Source organism: Afipia sp. GW821-FHT04G03, from assembly GCF_059419985.1.
Map to the genome: position 1 here is coordinate 92,304 of NZ_JBWKSV010000002.1, position 16,525 is coordinate 108,828.

Genomic DNA, 16,525 nt, shown 5'->3' on the forward strand with positions numbered 1-16,525 from the left:
AGCCTACCCGCTTTAAACCCGGTCGGCAGCACTTAGGTTAGGATGGAGAATCTGCCATGATGCAACCAGACCGTGGACGGACCGCATGTACCGCGCCGTGACTCGTCAGATCGAAGTCATCGTCGAACCGAGCTTTCTGCCCGAGCGCTCGTCGCCGCAGGATGGCCGGTTCTTTTGGGCCTATACCATCGCCATCGTGAATTCCGGCAGCCAGACCGTCCAACTCAAGACCCGGCACTGGATCATCACCGACGGAACCGGGCGGAGCCAGGAAGTCCGTGGCGAAGGGGTGGTCGGCGAGCAGCCCGTTCTCGAGCCCGGCGAGCGGTTCGAATACACCAGCGGCGTCCCGCTTCAGACATCGTCGGGCTTCATGTCGGGCAGCTACCAGATGGTGACGGAGGACGGCGAGCCCTTCGACATCGACATCCCCGCGTTCTCGCTCGACAGCCCCGACCACAAGCGGACGCTGAATTAATTTTCAGCGCGCCCTTCTTCTGAAACCGTCACCACGCCGGCCTCGTCCGGCGTGAACTCATAAACCGAGCTGCAGAACTCGCAGGTCACGACCACCTTGCCGTTCTCGACCATGTCCGCGCGATCCTGCGGCGTGAAACTCGCAAGCATCCCCGCCACCGCATCGCGCGAGCAGGAACACTTGGCAAGAATCGGCTGCGTCGGGAACACCCGCACGCCGCGCTCGTGAAACAGCCGGAACAGCAACTGCTCTCCCGATAAATCCGGATCGATCAGTTCGACATCCTCGATGGTGCCGAACAGCGAGCGGCTTTCGGCCCATGCATCATCTTCAGGAATGTCATGCACGACAGCGCCCTCCGGCGCATCACCAGGATGCAGGTCGGGTTGCCGCGCGCGCTCCGGCGCTTTGGGCAGAAACTGCATCAACATGCCGCCGCCGCGCCAGCGATGCTTCGGACCGTCGCCGGCGCGAAACTCTTCGCCGACGGCGAGCCGCACCCGCGTCGGAATTTGTTCGGAGCGCAGGAAATACTCATGCGCGGCGTCTTCCAGATTGCCGCCCTCCAGCGCAACCAGCCCCTGGTAGCGGCTCATGTCCGGGCCCTGATCGATGGTCATCGCAAGATGCCCGTGGCCGAGCAGCGCGGCCGAATCCTGGCCCGCCTCAAGCTTGCTTGCATCGAACCGAGCATAAGCGCGCAGCCGATCGGGCGCCTGGAAATCGACAACGATCATCGACACCGGGCCATCGGTCTGGGTTTGCAGGATGAAGCGGCCATCGAATTTCAACGTCGTACCGAGCAGCGTCGTGAGCACGATGGCTTCGCCGAGCAGTTTGCCGACGGGCGCCGGATAATCGTGCTTGGTCAAGATCTCGTCGAGCGCCGGTCCCATCTTCGTGAGCCGGCCGCGCACGTCGAGCGCGCTGACCTCGAAGGGCAGCACGGCATCATCCACCGGCGTTGCGGAGGGAGCGCGAATTTGGCTTTCAGGCGTCATGTCGGAAGCATTCTCGGATCAGGAGGAAGCAGATTGCCGCAGCAGAAACTCAAACCATGTCCGGTTCGATTTCCAGCCGCAACGCAGTGGTGGGTCGAGGATCGCCCGCCCTATATAGGGTGCTTCGTTCCCCAAAAAAGGACCAGAGATGACTCGCCTGCCGCCGGAACATGACGACAGAAACGCGCAGCTTCAGCCAATCGCGTGCAGGCACCAGGCCAGAATGCCCTTCTGGGCGTGAAGGCGATTTTCCGCTTCGTCGAATACCACCGACTGCGGGCCGTCGATCACTTCATCGGTGACCTCGTCGCCGCGATGGGCCGGCAGGCAGTGCATGAAGATGGCGTCGGGATTCGCCAGCGACATCAACTTGGCGTTGACCTGATAGGGCTTCAGCAGGTTGTGACGGTGCTCACCGTCCTTGTCGCCCATCGACACCCAGGTGTCGGTGACGACGCAATCCGCGCCGCGCACCATGTCCTCGGGTTTATTGCCAAGCACGATCGGCGCGCCCGTCGTCTTGATCCAGTCCTTCAGCAGCTTGTTGGGCGCGAGTTCTGGCGGTGTCGCGATATTCAGGTTGAAGCCGAAGCGCTCCGCAGCGTGCGCCCACGACGCCAGCACGTTGTTGTCGTCACCGGTCCACGCCACCGTGCGCCCCTTGATCGGGCCGAGATGCTCCTCGAAGGTCATGACGTCCGCCATCACCTGACAGGGATGCGAACGCCGGGTCAGGCCATTAATGACCGGTACCGTGGCGTGCGCCGCGAGTTCGGCCAGCGCTTCGTGATTGAGAATCCGGATCATGATGGCGTCGACAAAGCGTGACAACACGCGCGCGGTATCGGCGATTGTTTCGCCGCGTCCGAGCTGCATCTCCGCACCGGTCAGCATGATGGCTTCGCCGCCGAGCTGGCGCATTCCGACATCGAACGACACACGGGTGCGCGTCGACGGCTTGTCGAAGATCATGGCCAGCGTCTTGCCATCGAGCGGCTTGCTGGACGTGTCGCCGGCCTTGCGCTTCTTCTTCATCGCCACGCTGGCATCGAGAATCGCGCGCAACTCCTTGGTCGGCACATCGAACAGGTCGAGAAAATGACGCGGGGACTTGCTCATCGCGCAGCCTCTCGCCGCGCCGAAATCCGCGTCAGCTTCGCGCAGACGCGCTCGACGCGCGACACCGCATCCTCAATCTCGGCCTCGGTCACGATCAGCGGCGGCAGCAGCCGCACCACATTTTCGCCCGCGCCGACCGTCAGCAGCTTTTCATCGCGCAGCGCACCGACAAGATCGCCCGCCGGAACCACCGCTTTCAAGCCGATCAGCAAACCATCGCCGCGCACCTCATCGACGACGTCGGGGTAACGATCGACGATCGATGCGAGTTTCTGTTTCAGCACCAGCGACGCCCGCTGCACATGGTCGAAGAATCCCGGCGCCAGCATCACATCGAGCGTGGCGTTGCCAGCAGCAGCAGCCAGCAAGTTGCCGCCGAAGGTCGAGCCGTGAGTCCCCGGTGTCATGCCGGCCGCAGCCGCAACCGTGGCTAGGCACGCGCCCATCGGAAAGCCGCCGCCGAGCGCCTTCGCCAGCGCCATGATGTCCGGCTCCACGCCAGTCTTCTCATAGGCGAACAGGGTGCCGGTGCGGCCCATGCCGGTCTGCACTTCGTCGAACACCAGAACCAGTTTGTTGTCGTCGCAGAGCTGCCGCAGCGCGCGGAAGAACGCGGGATCGGCTGCGCGCACACCGCCTTCGCCCTGCCACGGCTCGATGATGATGCCCGCCGTCTCGGGTCCGATCGCCTTCTTCACGGCGTCGAGATCACCGAGCGGCACCTGATCGAAGCCTTCGACACGCGGTCCAAAACCTTCGAGATATTTCTGCTGTCCGCCTGCGGCCAGCGTCGCGAGCGTGCGGCCGTGGAATGCGCCCTCGAACGTGATGAGCCGGTAGCGCTCCGGCTTGCCGTTCACCGCCTGGAATTTCCGCGCCATCTTGATGGCGGCTTCCATCGCCTCCGCGCCGGAATTACAGAAGAATACCACGTCGGCGAAACTCGCGTCGCACAGGCGCGTCGCCAGCCGCTCGCCTTCCGGAATCGTGAAAAGATTCGAGACGTGCCACAGTTTCGCGGCCTGCGCCTGCACTGCCGCGACCAAATGCGGATGCGCATGGCCGAGCGCGTTCACCGCCACGCCGCTGGTGAAATCAAGATAGCGGTCGCCGTTGGTTGCGATCAGCCACGGCCCTTCGCCACGCTCGAACGCCACGTCGGCGCGGGCGAAAACCGGCAACATGTGGGAGTCGAGATGCGGCTTGGCATGTTGGCTCATGGCGACCTGATCGATGGTATGGGCCAACAGCTTTGCGAGCGCGTCCGCGCGCTTGTTGCTCAGTTGCTTGCCCCGGAAACGAAACGTGCCGCCCGAAAAGGCGGCACGTGGCGGTTATTCTATTGGCGAGCCCTGTGGTGTCAATCCACACAAGGGCTCGCGGAGGCGCGGCGAAGGCCTGGTTGTCGCTGCGGCAAGGGCATATTCCGGCATTTTCAGACCCAATCCAGTGTCGCGCCACCCGGCTTGGGGCAAAAAAACCTCTGTTTAGGATGTCTCACAAAGATCGAATTTATTTGCTTTTTGACCGGAACATGTGGACGCGCAAAGCCCGACTCTTGCGCGTGAGTCACGCCATATTGTAGCATTCCTGGCGTTGGGTACGACATCTCGTGCGGCGGTTCTGATCCTCGATTGTCTTCGGTGCGGCGTAAACGCCCGGTCGCTTTTCATGCAACCGGCGAGGGCTAAGGGATTCTGCCCGCAGGGATTTCGGGAATTTGGCAATCGCGACGCCGCGTCAAAAATGGCCGGCGCGATACAAAAGGAAGAGTGCGATGACGGTAATGAGCTGGACCGACGATCGCGTTGAGCAGTTGAAGAAGCTTTGGGAATCCGGACTTTCGGCAAGCCAGATCGCCGCCGAACTCGGAAATATCACCCGGAATGCCGTGATCGGAAAGGTTCACCGGCTCGGCCTGTCGGGCCGCGCCAAGAGCCCCTCCTCGGCAGCGCCACGGCAGCGCAAGGTGCGTCCCGCGCAGCACATGATGCGGATCAATCGCCCGGTGTCGCGCGGCAATACAGCGCTGGCCCATGCCTTTGATGTCGAAGCCGAGCCCGATCCGATCGCCTACGACAACGTGGTGCCGATGAGCCAGCGCCTCAGCCTGCTCGAACTGAATGAAAGCACCTGCCACTGGCCGGTCGGTGATCCGGGCAGCGCGGACTTCTTTTTCTGCGGCGGCAAAGCGCTCAACAGCCTCCCCTACTGCGCGCATCATTCGCGCGTGGCCTATCAGCCGGCCTCGGATCGCCGCCGCACCTCGCGGCCGACCAAGTAGGCGAAAATCTCAATCGCTTGCGTGACATACAATGCAGAAAAGCCTCATCGGATCGATGAGGCTTTTTTGTTGCGAAGTGGCGGCGGAGCTGGCTGCAAAAGGCGGCTTTGCGACCATGCGGCAGAACTGCGGCCGCGTTCGCGCTATTCCTTCGCTGCCGTCGTCGCAGACCTGGTCGCCGGGAAGCAGGCGGTGAAGGTCGCGCCGTGTCCGAACACGCTCTCGATCAGCAATCGTCCGCGATGACGAATAAGGATGTGCCTGACCAATGACAGGCCCAGACCCGTGCCGCCTTGCGCGCGGCTGTCGCCGGCATCGACGCGATAGAACCGTTCCGTTAGCCGGGGCAAATGCTCGGGCGGAATGCCGGGACCGAAGTCGCGCACCGCGAAGCGAACCTCGCCGGCGCCATCCTCCGGGGAGGGCGCGGTCAGCGACACCACCACGCGGCCGCCGGATGCGCCGTACTTCAGACCATTCTCGATCAGGTTTTCAAACACCCGCAGTAGTTCTTCGGTTTCGCCCGCAATCTGCACGGGCGTCTCGGGCAGTTCGAGTTCGATGCTCACCTGACGCTCGCTCGCCAGCGGCTCCAGCCCGTCGATCACCTGACGGACCAGCGGCACAACGTCGACCATCTTTTCGGGACGCACATGAGCGCTCAGTTCAACCCGCGACAGCGACAGCAGATCGTCGATCAGCCGCGCCATGCGCGTCGCCTGCGCGTGCATGATGCCGAGAAAACGGTCGCGCGCCTTGGCATCCTCGCGCGCCGGACCTTGCAGCGTGTCGATGAAGCCGGACAGCGCCGCCAGCGGCGTGCGCAGTTCGTGGCTCGCATTGGCGACGAAGTCGGCGCGCATTTCCTCGACCCGGCGCAGCGGCGTCTGATCGTGGAATGTCATCAGGATACAGTACTCGCTGCCGCCGAACGCGGTCGGCAGCGACAGCGGCGTCACGATCAATTCCATCCAGCGGTCGATCGGAACGTGATCCACATAGCTCGCGCGCTGCGGCTGGCGGCTCGCAATGGCTTCGCGCAGCGCCGCGATGATTTCCGGGGAGCGCAGCGCGAACAGCGCGAGTTCATTCCTGCGCAGGGCCGGCGCGAGTTGTGCTGCGGCGATATTGAAATGCAGCACGCGCCCGGCGCGATCCAGCAGCACCGCCGCATCGGGCATGCCGCCGACCAGCGACGCCACCACCGGCATTTCCGCCGGCCGCACGCCGATCAGATCATCGGCTGCCGGAACGGACTGATGCAGATGCCACGGCACCAGCGCCGCGCCCCCGATCACCAGAAACACCAGCCCGGCTTGCGGCAGCGTGAGACCGCCGAACATCACCGACGCCGCGAGGCCAAGCGCCGTCGCGATCAGAATAATCGCCGACCGCCGCAGCCGGTCGGACCACGGCGCGAAACCTGAACCCGGAGATGTCATCGTCATGCGCCGTACCTGTTCCGCGTGACCCGATACAGCCGCGTCACGAAATCGGAGAACGTGTCGCCTGCGGTTTCGCGGCATCGTCGAGCCGCTGCAAGGCGGCTGCGACCCGCTTCGCCCGGAGACCGACAATAAGCTCCCGAAGCGAGAGCAAGATGACAGAAATAAAGAACGGGACGAGATAATAAAGAACCCGGAACAACAACATGCCGGCCAGCAGTTCTTCCCGGTCGAACTGAAACAGGCCGACCAGCATCGCGGCGTCGAACACGCCGAGGCCGCCGGGCGAATGGCTGGCAAAGCCGAGCAGCGTCGCCGACACAAAGATCACCGCCACGACGACGAACCCGACATGGGGCTCATTGGGCACCAGAATGTACATCGCCAGCGCACAGAACCCGAGATCGACGATGCCGATCACGATCTGGAGCAGCGTCAGCGGGCCGCCGGGCAGCGTGACGGTCCAGCTTCCGCGCCCGACTTCCCGCGGCTTCATCCAGACCCACGCGACATAGACCGTGAGGCCGATCAGGATGCAGATGGCGGCAAGGCGATTGAGCCAGATCGGGAGCTTGTCGATCGAAGCCGCAGCTTCAGGATGATAGGCGACGCCGAGACCGAGCACGGCGGCGTTGCCAAGCCAGAAGGTGAGACCGGCCAGGAAGCAGACTTTCGCAACATCGACGGCCGAAAGCCCCCATGCCGAGTAGACGCGATACCGCACCACGCCGCCGGTGAAGACGCTGGCCCCGACGTTATGGCCGATCGAATAACTGGTGAATCCGGCGAAGGCGGCAATCCGGTACGGCACTTCCGTGCGGCCGATGGCGCGCAGCGCGAACAGATCGTAGAACGTCAGGGTGAAGTAGCCGGCGGCGACGCAGAGCCCCGCGAGCACCACGGTGCGCATTTCGGTTTCGCGCAGCGCCTCATAGAGGTCGTCGGTGTCGAGACCCTTCAACATCTCGTAGAGGATGAAGCAAGCCGTGGCGATGATCGCGATGCTGATCGCAACGCCCAGCTTGTGCAGGATCTGCTTCTCGCGCAAGTACGCGATAGCCCCGCGTAGTGTCTCCAGCATCCAGACCTCGAAATTCGATCAGCACATTGTCCCGTTAGATGCTGTCCTAGCAGACCGGCTCGATGACCGCGAGGCCGGCGTGATCAATTTGAGCCCATTCACGCGCCGGAAGTCACGTTAACAATACCGTGACACGATCGCCGTCCATTGCACCGCAACGGTGTCGCCTCCGTGTCAGGACCATGAGGCCGATTTGACTTGCTCGCGCTGAAAAAACAGCAAGTCCAGTTCGGCGGACGGCTCGCCGAGCCCTGTCAAAAGCGCATGAGTCTGACCGCGGTGATGGGTCTGGTGATTGAACCAATGCGCCAGGGCGGGAGCCAGTTCCTGCACGAATTGCTCGGGGCTCGAGACACGCCGATAGGAAATCGTTCCGGCAATGCGCGCATCGTCCAGCCCCTCGACATAGGCCACGATCCGGGCGTCTTCCGCCATGCGGGCCATTCGAAGCGCACCGAACGTCTCGCACAGGATCGCATCCAGCCGATCCGGCGCATCGCCCTCGCCGGTAAAACGCTTCATCCAGATTCGATCCGTCGCGAGCAGATGATTGAGCGTGCCGTGGACCGATTTGAAGAAGGCGCCGCGATCGGCCCGGTAATCCGCCTCGCCGAGACGGCCGGCGGCCTCATACAGCCGCGCGTTCGCCCATGCATTGTAATGGCCAAGCATGCGGAAATGCGACGTCAGGCCGCTTGCCATCTTGTGTCAGCCTGCGGCCGTGTGCCGCGCGACCACAAGGCTGCGCAACCAGGAGCCCAGCGCGCAACCCAGGACATAAGCCGCGAACATCACAAGCCCGAGGTCGAGCCAATAGCCGGCGCGGCCGGGCGCGAGATGAAACACCGACGCGAGGATCAGCGCCGCCACCAGCACCGCGACCTTGCGCAGCGTCACCATGGTCCACCCCTGCCCGCGCTGCACCACCGCGATCCAGCCCATTGCAAGGCCGACCAGCGCTGCCGCCAGGATCCAGCCCCAATTGAATGTCGCAAGGTAGATCATGCTCATTTCACCACGAAATCGATGCGCCGGTTCTTGGCCTTGCCTTCGTCGGTATCGTTGACGGCAACGGGCTGCGAACTGCCGTATCCGACCGCCTTCAGCCGGTCCGCCGGCAATCCGGCCTTGATCAGATAATCCGCTACCGCCTGCGCGCGCTTTTCCGACAATGCCATATTGGTGTTGTCGTCGCCGTCGCTGTCGGTATGGCCCGCGACCTCGATATTGGCGGTCGGGCAACGCAGCGCGGTTTCGATCAGCCGGTCGAGCAGCCCCATGGAATCCTTGTCGATGGTGGCGCGGCCGGATTCGAACTTGATCCTCGCCTTGCCCAGCAGATCGAAAAACAGTTGCTGGCAGACCGTCGGATCGACGCCGCTGGCGACCGGCTTGACCGACACTTCGGCCTTCGAGGTCCAGCCCTGCGGCAGTTCGCCACCGAGGCCGTCGCGAATCTGATCGGCCGCGACAGCGTAAAGCGCGTCACCCGACAATTTGACTTCGCGGTCCGAGATCACCAGCGACCCGGTCGAGACCCGCGACAATGCGCCCAGCGCCGCAACCACGGCGTTCGAGAACCCCTGCGGCGCGCCGACGCTGGCCTTGAGATTGTCCACCAGCTTTCCGGAGAAAAACTTCCGGCCGACAGCGGCGACGATGGCGGCGTGGACGGCGTTGTCCGGCACATAACCGGCGAGCGTGATCGTGTTGGCGACCGGGTCCTTGTTGGCCTGGAAGACGTAAGGCGGCGCCTTGATCGCATTTTCCTTTACCGAATAGCCTTCGGGCAGATTGCGCAGCGCGGCCACGATGGCTTCGCGGCTGCCGATTTCCCGCGCCAGGCCGCTCAGGCTGACGCTGGTGTCGCTCAGCGCGATCTTGCCTTCCTTGAGCTTGCCGATCTGATCGACCAGCAGCAGCGCGGCGTTGTCGAAACGCGGCGGCGCGCCACGGGCCAGGATCATACGGTCCGACACTTCGGTCCCTCCGGCGACGGCGCGCGTGGCTTCCGCCAGCCGCGCCTTGCTCGCGGGCAGCGGCGCGCTGCCGCCGAGCGTGATCCTGACCACGTCGCGCTCGACCGACCACAGGAACGGTTTGGCTTCGACGATCAGGCGGGTGCCGTCATTCAACAGCCGCACGCCCGCGACAGCTTCGACTTCCGAGGCGGCACTGCGGCGTCCATCTTCCGAGAACGCCTCCGCCGACAGCGAAACGTCGCGGCCGGAGACGGTAATGCGGGTCTTGTCGAGCACATTATCGTTGAGGACGGCGCTTGACCGGGCGGCCAGATCGGCCTCAAGCGGCCCAGTCCCCGTCCAGATCGCCGCGATCCAGAGGAACGCCAGCGGAATGAGCCCTGGCCCCCATTTTCGCGCCCAACTTGCTAATCGGTTCATTCCGGACCTTCACCTGACAGAGTGCAGACAAAACAAACCCTTGCACGGGTGTCAAACTGGAAATGAACGCGGGCCCCATGCCGTCAGGCAAACGTCAAACCGGGCTTTAGGCCGCTGTTTCGGACGCGCGCATAACCGTTTGTTCAACCGTTTCTGCGACATGTCGGTGTCGGATCCTAAAGGATCGGCCCGAGCCATCGCCATGAAGCAGCTTCGCAATCACGTCATCCGCGCGGGCCTCGACGCGCTCTACTTCACCGGCGCGCATCACGTGCTGCGGCCACTGCTGGCCGGCGTCGGCGCTATCTTCATGCTGCACCACGTCCGGCCCGCCCGCGACGATTTGTTCCAGCCCAACCGCCACCTCGAAATCACGCCCGATTTCCTCCGCGAGGTGCTGGCGCATGTCCGCGCGCTGGATGTCGACATCGTTTCCATGGATGAAGCCCACCGCCGGATGCGGGAGCGCGAGTTCGCGCGCCGCTTCGCCTGCTTTACCTTCGACGACGGCTACCGCGACAACCGCGACCACGCCCTCCCCGTGATGCGTGACCATGATGCGCCGTTCACGGTCTATGTCGCGAGCGATTTCGCCGACGGACGCGGCCGATTGTGGTGGGTAGCGCTGGAGCGCGCCATCGCGCGCGCCGACATCATCGAGATCGTGCGCGACGGCGTGACGGTGCGTCTGGCCGCACACGACGCCGCCGCCAAGCAGGCCGCTTTCGACGAGGTGCACGGCTGGCTGCGCGGCATGGCGAACGACAAGCTGGTGCAGGACGAGGTCAGCCGGCTGTGCGCGCAACATGGCGTCGACGATGCAGCCATCGCGCGCGAGCTTTGCATGTCGTGGCAGGAGCTTGCGCCATTCGCCGCTGACCCGCTGGTGAGCATCGGCGCGCATACGATCAGCCACTGCAATCTGGCGCGTGAGACCGAAGCCGAGGCGGTGCATCAGATGCGCGACAGCCGCGCGCGGATCGAGAACGAGTTGCAGCGGCCCGCGCTGCATTTCGCCTATCCCTACGGCGACCGGGCGGCGGCGGCGGCGCGCGAATTCGGCTTCGCCCGCGAGATCGGATTCAAGACAGCCGTCACGACGCGCCCCGGCATGATCTTTCCCGGCAACGCCGCGCACATGACGGCGCTGCCGCGCATTTCACTGAACGGCAATTATCAGAACGTGCGTTTCCTGTCGGTGCTGACCTCGGGCGCCGCCACCGCGATGTGGAACGGCTTCCGCCGCGTCGACGCGGCGTAACCACGTTTCAAACAGAGTCCGCAATCCCGCCATTCCTTGACTCACTCCTTGCCGCTGGCGCTATATCGCCGCCAAAGCAACAGGAGGCGTTATGTTCAAGGATCTGTTTTCACTGAAGGGCCGCATCGCGGTCGTCACCGGCGGCTCGCGCGGCATCGGCAAGATGATCGCTTCGGGCTTTCTCGCCCAGGGCGCTGCGAAGGTCTACATCACCGCGCGCAAGGCCGGCCCCTGCGAGGAAACCGCCAAGGAACTCACCGCCGCCTATGACGGCGAGTGCATCGCGCTGCCGATCGACATGTCCACCGTCGCGGGCTGCGAGACGCTCGCGGCCGAACTCATCAAGCGCGAACCGAAAATCGACATTCTGGTCAACAACGCGGGCGCCGCGTGGGGTGCTGCGTTCGACGAATTCCCGGAAGCCGGCTGGGACAAGGTGATGAACCTGAACGTCAAGTCGCTGTTCTTCCTGACCAAGGCGCTGGCGAAGCCGCTGCGCGCAGCGGCGACCAAGGACAAGCCAGGCAAGGTCATCAACATCGCGTCGATCGACGGCATGTCCGTCAATCCGCTGGAGACCTATTCCTATCAGGCGAGCAAGGCGGCGGTGATCCATCTGACGCGCCGAATGGCCGCCAAACTCATTCACGACAATATCAACGTCACCGCGATCTGCCCGGGCGCGTTCGAGTCCGACATGAATACGGCAGCTCGCGACCATGGCGACGCGGTTGCGAAGGCGATCCCGTCCAAGCGCATCGGCACGCCGGAGGACATGGCAGGCATCGCGATTTATCTCGCATCGCGCGCCGGCGACTATGTGGTCGGCAACGCCATCGCGGTCGACGGCGGCATCGTCTATGCGAATCTCAGCCTGCCGGTCGCGGGGGAGTAAGAGCGATCTTCCACCTCTCCCCGTTTACGGGGAGAGGTCGCGAGCGTCAGGCGAGCGGGTGAGAAAAAAGATTTCAATACGTCTCGACGTGATAACGCCCGCTTTCGCGCATTGCCGGCTTGAGCGCCGCCCAGTCCAGTGACGCCGCGCGGCAGGCGTCGGCGAACGCTTCATCGACACCGCTTTCCATGCCCTTGAGGCCGCAGATATAGACGTGGGTCTTCTCGTCGCGCAGCAGGGCCGCGATCTGCGGGGCCTCGGTGCGGATGCGATCCTGCACATAAACGCGCGGTTCGTTCGGCACGCGCGAATAGCAGAAGTATTTCGCCAGCAACTTCTCAGGCACTTTCTGCAACGGCCCGAAATACGGCAACTCTTCCGGACGCCGCGCGCCGAAAAACAGAAAGAGCCTGCCCGGCGCGTCAGGCATCGCGCGGCGACGGCGCTCGGTAAAGCCGCGAAATGGCGCGGAGCCCGTGCCGGTGCAGATCATGATGATGTTTGCGGCGGGATCGTCCGGCATCAGGAAGGTCGCACCGAACGGGCCGGTGATTTCCAGCTTCGCGCCGCGCGGCAGGTCGCACAGGTAATTCGAGCAGACGCCGCCCTCCTCGCGCTTCACGGTGAGCGCGAGATTGTTGGTGTTGGGCTTCTCACCGCCGCGCGGCGACGCCACTGAATAGAGCCGCGCAACATGCGGCTTGCCATTGGCATCCATGCCCGGTGCGACGATGCCGATGCTCTGGCCTTCCAGCACCGGAAATTTCTGATCGCCGAAGTCCAGGATGATATGCCGCACATCGGAATCGGCATTGGCATCGGTGAGGCGGAAATTTCCGGTGACGGTCGCCGTCGCAGGTTTGCTGCGGTTGTAGAGATTGACCGTCGGCTTGCTGGCGGAATGCGGCGCCACCGGCTTGCCGCCGAGACCTTTGCGCGCCTCCTCCAGCAGCTTCGAGACGTCGTCCTCCAGCGCCTCAATCGCACCGCCCTCGCCCACCGCCACCGCCGCGACCTCTTCCTGCTTCGGCAGTTCTTCCCAGGAATACTGTTCTTCGAGCGAATAGGCTTTGGTCACCACGCGCCAGTTGTCGATCGAGCCGGTGGGGCACGGCGAGATGCAATCCATGCAGTGATTGCAGATGCTGGCATCGACGACATAGTTGTTGCCGTCATGCGTCACCGCATCGACCGGACATGTTTCTTCGCAGGTATTGCAGCGAATACATATTTCCGGATCGATGAGGTGCTGCTTCAGCAATTCCTGCGTCGGCGCGTTCATGGGCTTTATCCGTCAGGCCGCGATCTTCACGTATTCGAAGTCGCCGGGCTTGTTGTCGATGCCGACTTTCGGCGGCGCGATCCAGTTCGCGAACTTGCCAGGCTCGGAGACCGGCTCCATCAGCGACGAGATGAAATCGCCGTCGGCGGCCGAGGGCAGATAGTCATGCTTGATCTTCGCCCACTCCGCGTCGCTGACAATGACGCCCTTCGGCGTCGCGTTGACGTTGGTGAACTCGCCGATCTGGCGATGGAACGCGGTGTGCGGCAGTTCGAGTCGGAACTTGACGCCGGTCTTTTCGATCACCTTGTTCCAGCGCTCCACGCCCTTCTCGCAATCCAGCGTGTAGTCGTCGCGCAGCCGCATGTTGAGCGCGGTCAATGCCGGCTCGTCCACCAGCGTGATCTTGCCGTCCACCAGCTTGAGCACCTTGTAGATGTCGTTGGTCAGACGGTGATCGTCGTCGATCTTGGTTTCCTGGAAGCGGCCCTTCAAACCGGAATTGTAGAAGTTCGCGGCGTTGGTCGAGACTTCCGATCCGAACAGATCGAGCGACAGCGAATAATGCAGGTTCATTTTCTTCTGCATGGTCGGCAGGTCGATGACACCGAGCGCACGGACCTTCTCGATCTCGTTCGGGTCTTCGATGCCGGCTTCCTTCATCGCATCGCAAGTGCGCTGGAGAATCCGACTCACCCCGGTCTCGCCGACGAACATATGGTGCGCTTCTTCGGTCAGCATGAAGCGGCAGGTGCGCGACAGCGGATCGAAGCCGGACTGCGCCAAGCTCTCAAGCTGCATCTTGCCGTCGCGGTCCGTGAAAAACGTGAACATGAAGAACGACAGCCAGTCCGGCGTGGCTTCGTTGAACGCACCCAACATGCGCGGCGCATCCTCGTCACCGGAACGGCGGCGCAGCAAGTCATCTGCTTCCTCGCGGCCGTCACGGCCGAAATACTTTTGCAACAGGTACACCATCGCCCACAGATGGCGGCCTTCCTCGACGTTGACCTGAAACAGATTGCGCATGTCGTAGAGCGACGGCGCGGTCTTGCCCAGATGCCGCTGCTGCTCGACGGAGGCGGGTTCGGTGTCGCCCTGAATGACGACCAGACGGCGCAGCATGGCGCGGTACTCGCCCGGCACTTCCTGCCACGCCTTCTCGCCCTTGTGCTGGCCGAAGTTCACCTGACGCTGTTCGTCCTGCGGCGCCAGCAGCACGCCCCAGCGATATTCTGGCATCCGCACGTAATCGAACTTGGCCCAGCCCTTCGGGTCGACACTGATCGCGGTACGTAAGTAAACCAGCGATTCCTGGAAACCTTCCGGCCCCATGTCGTTCCACCAGTCGAGATAGCCCGGGTGCCAGCCTTCGAGCGCTTTCAGCACCTGACGGTCTTCCGCGAGATTGACGTTGTTCGGAATCTTGGTGGTGTAATCGACGTTCATGATGTTCATGGCGTGCTCCTGTTGTGCACTTTTGTTTCAGCTATCGGCCGCGGCGGCTGGCCGATGAAAGTGTCTCAAACTCGCGTCATGTCGAACTGCGCTTTCACGCCGGTGCCGTAGCGCAGCAACGCGCCTTCCGGTCCGACTGCATTCGGGCGCTGGAAAATCCAGTTCTGCCACGCCGTGAGGCGCGAGAAGATTTTCGATTCCATGGTCTCGGGACCGGCAAAGCGTAAATTCGCTTCCATGCCGGTGAGGCTGTCGGGGGAAAACGACGCGCGCTCCTCGAAGAACACGCGCACCTCGTCGTCCCAGTCGATGTCGTCGAGCGCGAAGGTGACGAGGCCCAGTTCCTCGGCGGTCTCGGCGTCGAGCGCTTCGCCGATCTTAGCCTTCGCCGTGTCCACGTCGGACGGATCGGCCTGAAACCGCGACTCCAGCCGCGTCAGCCCGTGGCTCATCGGATAGGCGCCGAAATTCGCCGATGACAGAATGATCTCGGCGGGCGCTCGGTTGTCGCCCTGCTTCTCACCGATCAGCATGTAGGAGCGGTCCGCCGCGAACACGAGTTCGGCCAGCGTGCCGACGAAGCACGAGCCAGGCTCAACAAGCGTCACCAGCGTGCGCGAGGTGACGTCGACGCGCTTGAGCACGCGCTTCCAGTAATGCCGAATTTCGTTGACCAGCCAGTGCGACTTGTTGGCATCGAGGAAAGTGTCATACGCCAGCACCCGCGCACGCTCGCCGTGCGACTTGAACACGAACATCGCCGTCTCAAGCTCGTTGATACGCAAATGAAGAATCGCGTCGTCGAGTTCGCGCGCCACCTGCAACGGCCAGAAGTCCGCACCCTGCGCCGTCATGCCCGCGACATCGGCAGGCGCATCCTTTTCCGGCGCCTTGATCGTGATGGTCGCGATGCGCTCGGGGCGGTTGAGATCGACGCTGACGAAGCCATAGCGGATACCGTTCTCGGTGAACTCGCGCTTCAGCGGTTTCAGCGCGATGCCGCTGCCCTCGCCGTTGCGCTTCGAGCTTGCGGCGAATTCTTTCGCCCGATCCGCGACCTTGGCTTCGAGCTTGGAGTTGGACACGATTTCGTCCACCAGCCGCCACTGCACGGCGCGCTTGCCCTTGATGCCTTCCTCGATGGTGCAGAAGAAATCCGCATGGTCGCGACGCACCTTGCGCTTGTCGACCACGCGCGTGAGGCCGCCGGTGCCGGGCAGCACCGCGAGCAGCGGCACCTCGGGTAGCGCGACCGCGGCTGCGCCATCGTCCGCCATGATGATATGATCGGTGGCGAGCGCAAGTTCGTAGCCGCCGCCCGCCGCAGTGCCGTTCACGACAGTGATGAAACGCTGGCCCGAATTCTCGCTGGAGTCTTCGAGGCCGTTGCGGGTCTCGTTGGTGAATTTGCAGAAGTTCACTTTATGCGCGTGGGTCGATCCGGCGAGCATCCGGATATTCGCGCCGGCGCAAAACACGCGGTTCTTGCCGGAGCGCATCACCACCGCCTTCACGCCCGGATGCTCGAAGCGCAGCCGCTGCACGGCGTCCGCCAGTTCGATGTCGACGCCGAGGTCGTAGGAATTGAGCTTGAGAAGATAGCCCTCGAACAGGCCGCCGTTCTCGTCCACATCCATGGTCAGGGTGGCAACATCGCCCGCGACATCGAGCTTCCAATGCCGGTATTTCGACGGCTCGGTCTGGAAATCGATAAAGGTCGCGCTGTTGGCGAGTTTCCGGTCTTCGGCGGCCATGAGTAATCCTCGATATGGCTGAAATCTGAATTATAATGCACAATAGTGCAGTTTTTTACCCCTGT

Annotated in this window: 15 protein-coding genes; 4 read left to right on the forward strand and 11 right to left on the reverse strand. The window is 63.2% G+C overall.

What is annotated here, in order from left to right; translation table 11 throughout:
- Positions 1 to 85 precede the first annotated feature (85 nt).
- The gene (gene apaG, locus AC07UB_RS09710) at positions 86 to 478 is read left to right on the forward strand and encodes a Co2+/Mg2+ efflux facilitator ApaG/CorD (RefSeq protein ID WP_492791678.1); all 393 of its coding nucleotides are present in this window, start codon (positions 86 to 88) and stop codon (positions 476 to 478) included.
- Here the strand turns inward: apaG and AC07UB_RS09715 are convergent.
- The 3 genes from AC07UB_RS09715 to AC07UB_RS09725 form a co-directional block, all read right to left on the reverse strand.
- A complete protein-coding gene (locus AC07UB_RS09715) occupies positions 475 to 1,479 on the reverse strand; it encodes an Hsp33 family molecular chaperone (RefSeq protein WP_492791677.1) in 1,005 nt (334 codons plus the stop codon). The two genes, apaG and AC07UB_RS09715, sit on opposite strands and share 4 nt — an antisense overlap.
- Before the next feature lie 192 nt (positions 1,480 to 1,671).
- Positions 1,672 to 2,598, reverse strand: a complete 927-nt coding sequence (gene argF / locus AC07UB_RS09720; RefSeq protein WP_492791676.1) for an ornithine carbamoyltransferase — start codon at positions 2,596 to 2,598, stop codon at positions 1,672 to 1,674.
- Positions 2,595 to 3,818, reverse strand: a complete 1,224-nt coding sequence (locus tag AC07UB_RS09725; RefSeq protein ID WP_492792755.1) for an aspartate aminotransferase family protein — start codon at positions 3,816 to 3,818, stop codon at positions 2,595 to 2,597. The genes argF and AC07UB_RS09725 overlap by 4 nt, the downstream gene beginning before the upstream one ends.
- Positions 3,819 to 4,375: 557 nt before the next feature.
- Here AC07UB_RS09725 and AC07UB_RS09730 point away from each other — a divergent pair.
- Positions 4,376 to 4,882, forward strand: coding sequence for a GcrA family cell cycle regulator (locus AC07UB_RS09730; RefSeq protein WP_492791675.1), 507 nt, complete (start codon positions 4,376 to 4,378; stop codon positions 4,880 to 4,882).
- Between the two features lie 143 nt (positions 4,883 to 5,025).
- Here AC07UB_RS09730 and AC07UB_RS09735 read toward each other — a convergent pair whose 3' ends face one another.
- The 5 genes from AC07UB_RS09735 to AC07UB_RS09755 all read right to left on the reverse strand — a co-directional run bounded on the left by AC07UB_RS09735 (position 5,026) and on the right by AC07UB_RS09755 (position 9,810).
- The gene (locus AC07UB_RS09735; protein WP_492791674.1) at positions 5,026 to 6,330 is read right to left on the reverse strand and encodes an ATP-binding protein; all 1,305 of its coding nucleotides are present in this window, start codon (positions 6,328 to 6,330) and stop codon (positions 5,026 to 5,028) included.
- Positions 6,331 to 6,367: 37 nt separating this feature from the next.
- Positions 6,368 to 7,408 carry a lysylphosphatidylglycerol synthase domain-containing protein gene (locus tag AC07UB_RS09740; RefSeq protein ID WP_492791673.1) on the reverse strand — a complete coding sequence of 347 codons (1,041 nt, stop codon included), beginning with the start codon at positions 7,406 to 7,408 and terminating at the stop codon, positions 6,368 to 6,370.
- Between the two features lie 174 nt (positions 7,409 to 7,582).
- Positions 7,583 to 8,098, reverse strand: a complete 516-nt coding sequence (locus tag AC07UB_RS09745; protein ID WP_492792754.1) for a DinB family protein — start codon at positions 8,096 to 8,098, stop codon at positions 7,583 to 7,585.
- Between the two features lie 18 nt (positions 8,099 to 8,116).
- A complete protein-coding gene (locus tag AC07UB_RS09750) occupies positions 8,117 to 8,413 on the reverse strand; it encodes a hypothetical protein (protein WP_492791672.1) in 297 nt (98 codons plus the stop codon).
- A gap of 2 nt (positions 8,414 to 8,415) precedes the next feature.
- Entirely contained in the window at positions 8,416 to 9,810 is a 1,395-nt protein-coding gene (locus AC07UB_RS09755; protein WP_492791671.1) for an OmpA family protein, read from the reverse strand.
- 202 nt (positions 9,811 to 10,012) lie between these two features.
- Between AC07UB_RS09755 and AC07UB_RS09760 the strand changes: the two genes are divergently transcribed.
- A complete protein-coding gene (locus AC07UB_RS09760) occupies positions 10,013 to 11,071 on the forward strand; it encodes a polysaccharide deacetylase family protein (RefSeq protein WP_492791670.1) in 1,059 nt (352 codons plus the stop codon).
- A gap of 91 nt (positions 11,072 to 11,162) precedes the next feature.
- Positions 11,163 to 11,966, forward strand: coding sequence for an SDR family NAD(P)-dependent oxidoreductase (locus AC07UB_RS09765; protein WP_492791669.1), 804 nt, complete (start codon positions 11,163 to 11,165; stop codon positions 11,964 to 11,966).
- A gap of 73 nt (positions 11,967 to 12,039) precedes the next feature.
- Here the strand turns inward: AC07UB_RS09765 and boxA are convergent, their stop codons facing one another.
- From boxA to boxC, 3 genes are all read right to left on the reverse strand, one after another.
- Positions 12,040 to 13,248: a benzoyl-CoA 2,3-epoxidase subunit BoxA gene (boxA, locus tag AC07UB_RS09770; RefSeq protein ID WP_494652787.1), complete on the reverse strand. Its 1,209-nt coding sequence runs from the start codon at positions 13,246 to 13,248 to the stop codon at positions 12,040 to 12,042.
- Positions 13,249 to 13,260: 12 nt separating this feature from the next.
- Positions 13,261 to 14,706: a benzoyl-CoA 2,3-epoxidase subunit BoxB gene (gene boxB / locus AC07UB_RS09775; RefSeq protein WP_494652789.1), complete on the reverse strand. Its 1,446-nt coding sequence runs from the start codon at positions 14,704 to 14,706 to the stop codon at positions 13,261 to 13,263.
- A 65-nt stretch (positions 14,707 to 14,771) separates the two neighbouring features.
- The gene (boxC, locus tag AC07UB_RS09780) at positions 14,772 to 16,460 is read right to left on the reverse strand and encodes a 2,3-epoxybenzoyl-CoA dihydrolase (RefSeq protein ID WP_494652791.1); all 1,689 of its coding nucleotides are present in this window, start codon (positions 16,458 to 16,460) and stop codon (positions 14,772 to 14,774) included.
- Between the last annotated feature and the right edge of the window lie 65 nt (positions 16,461 to 16,525).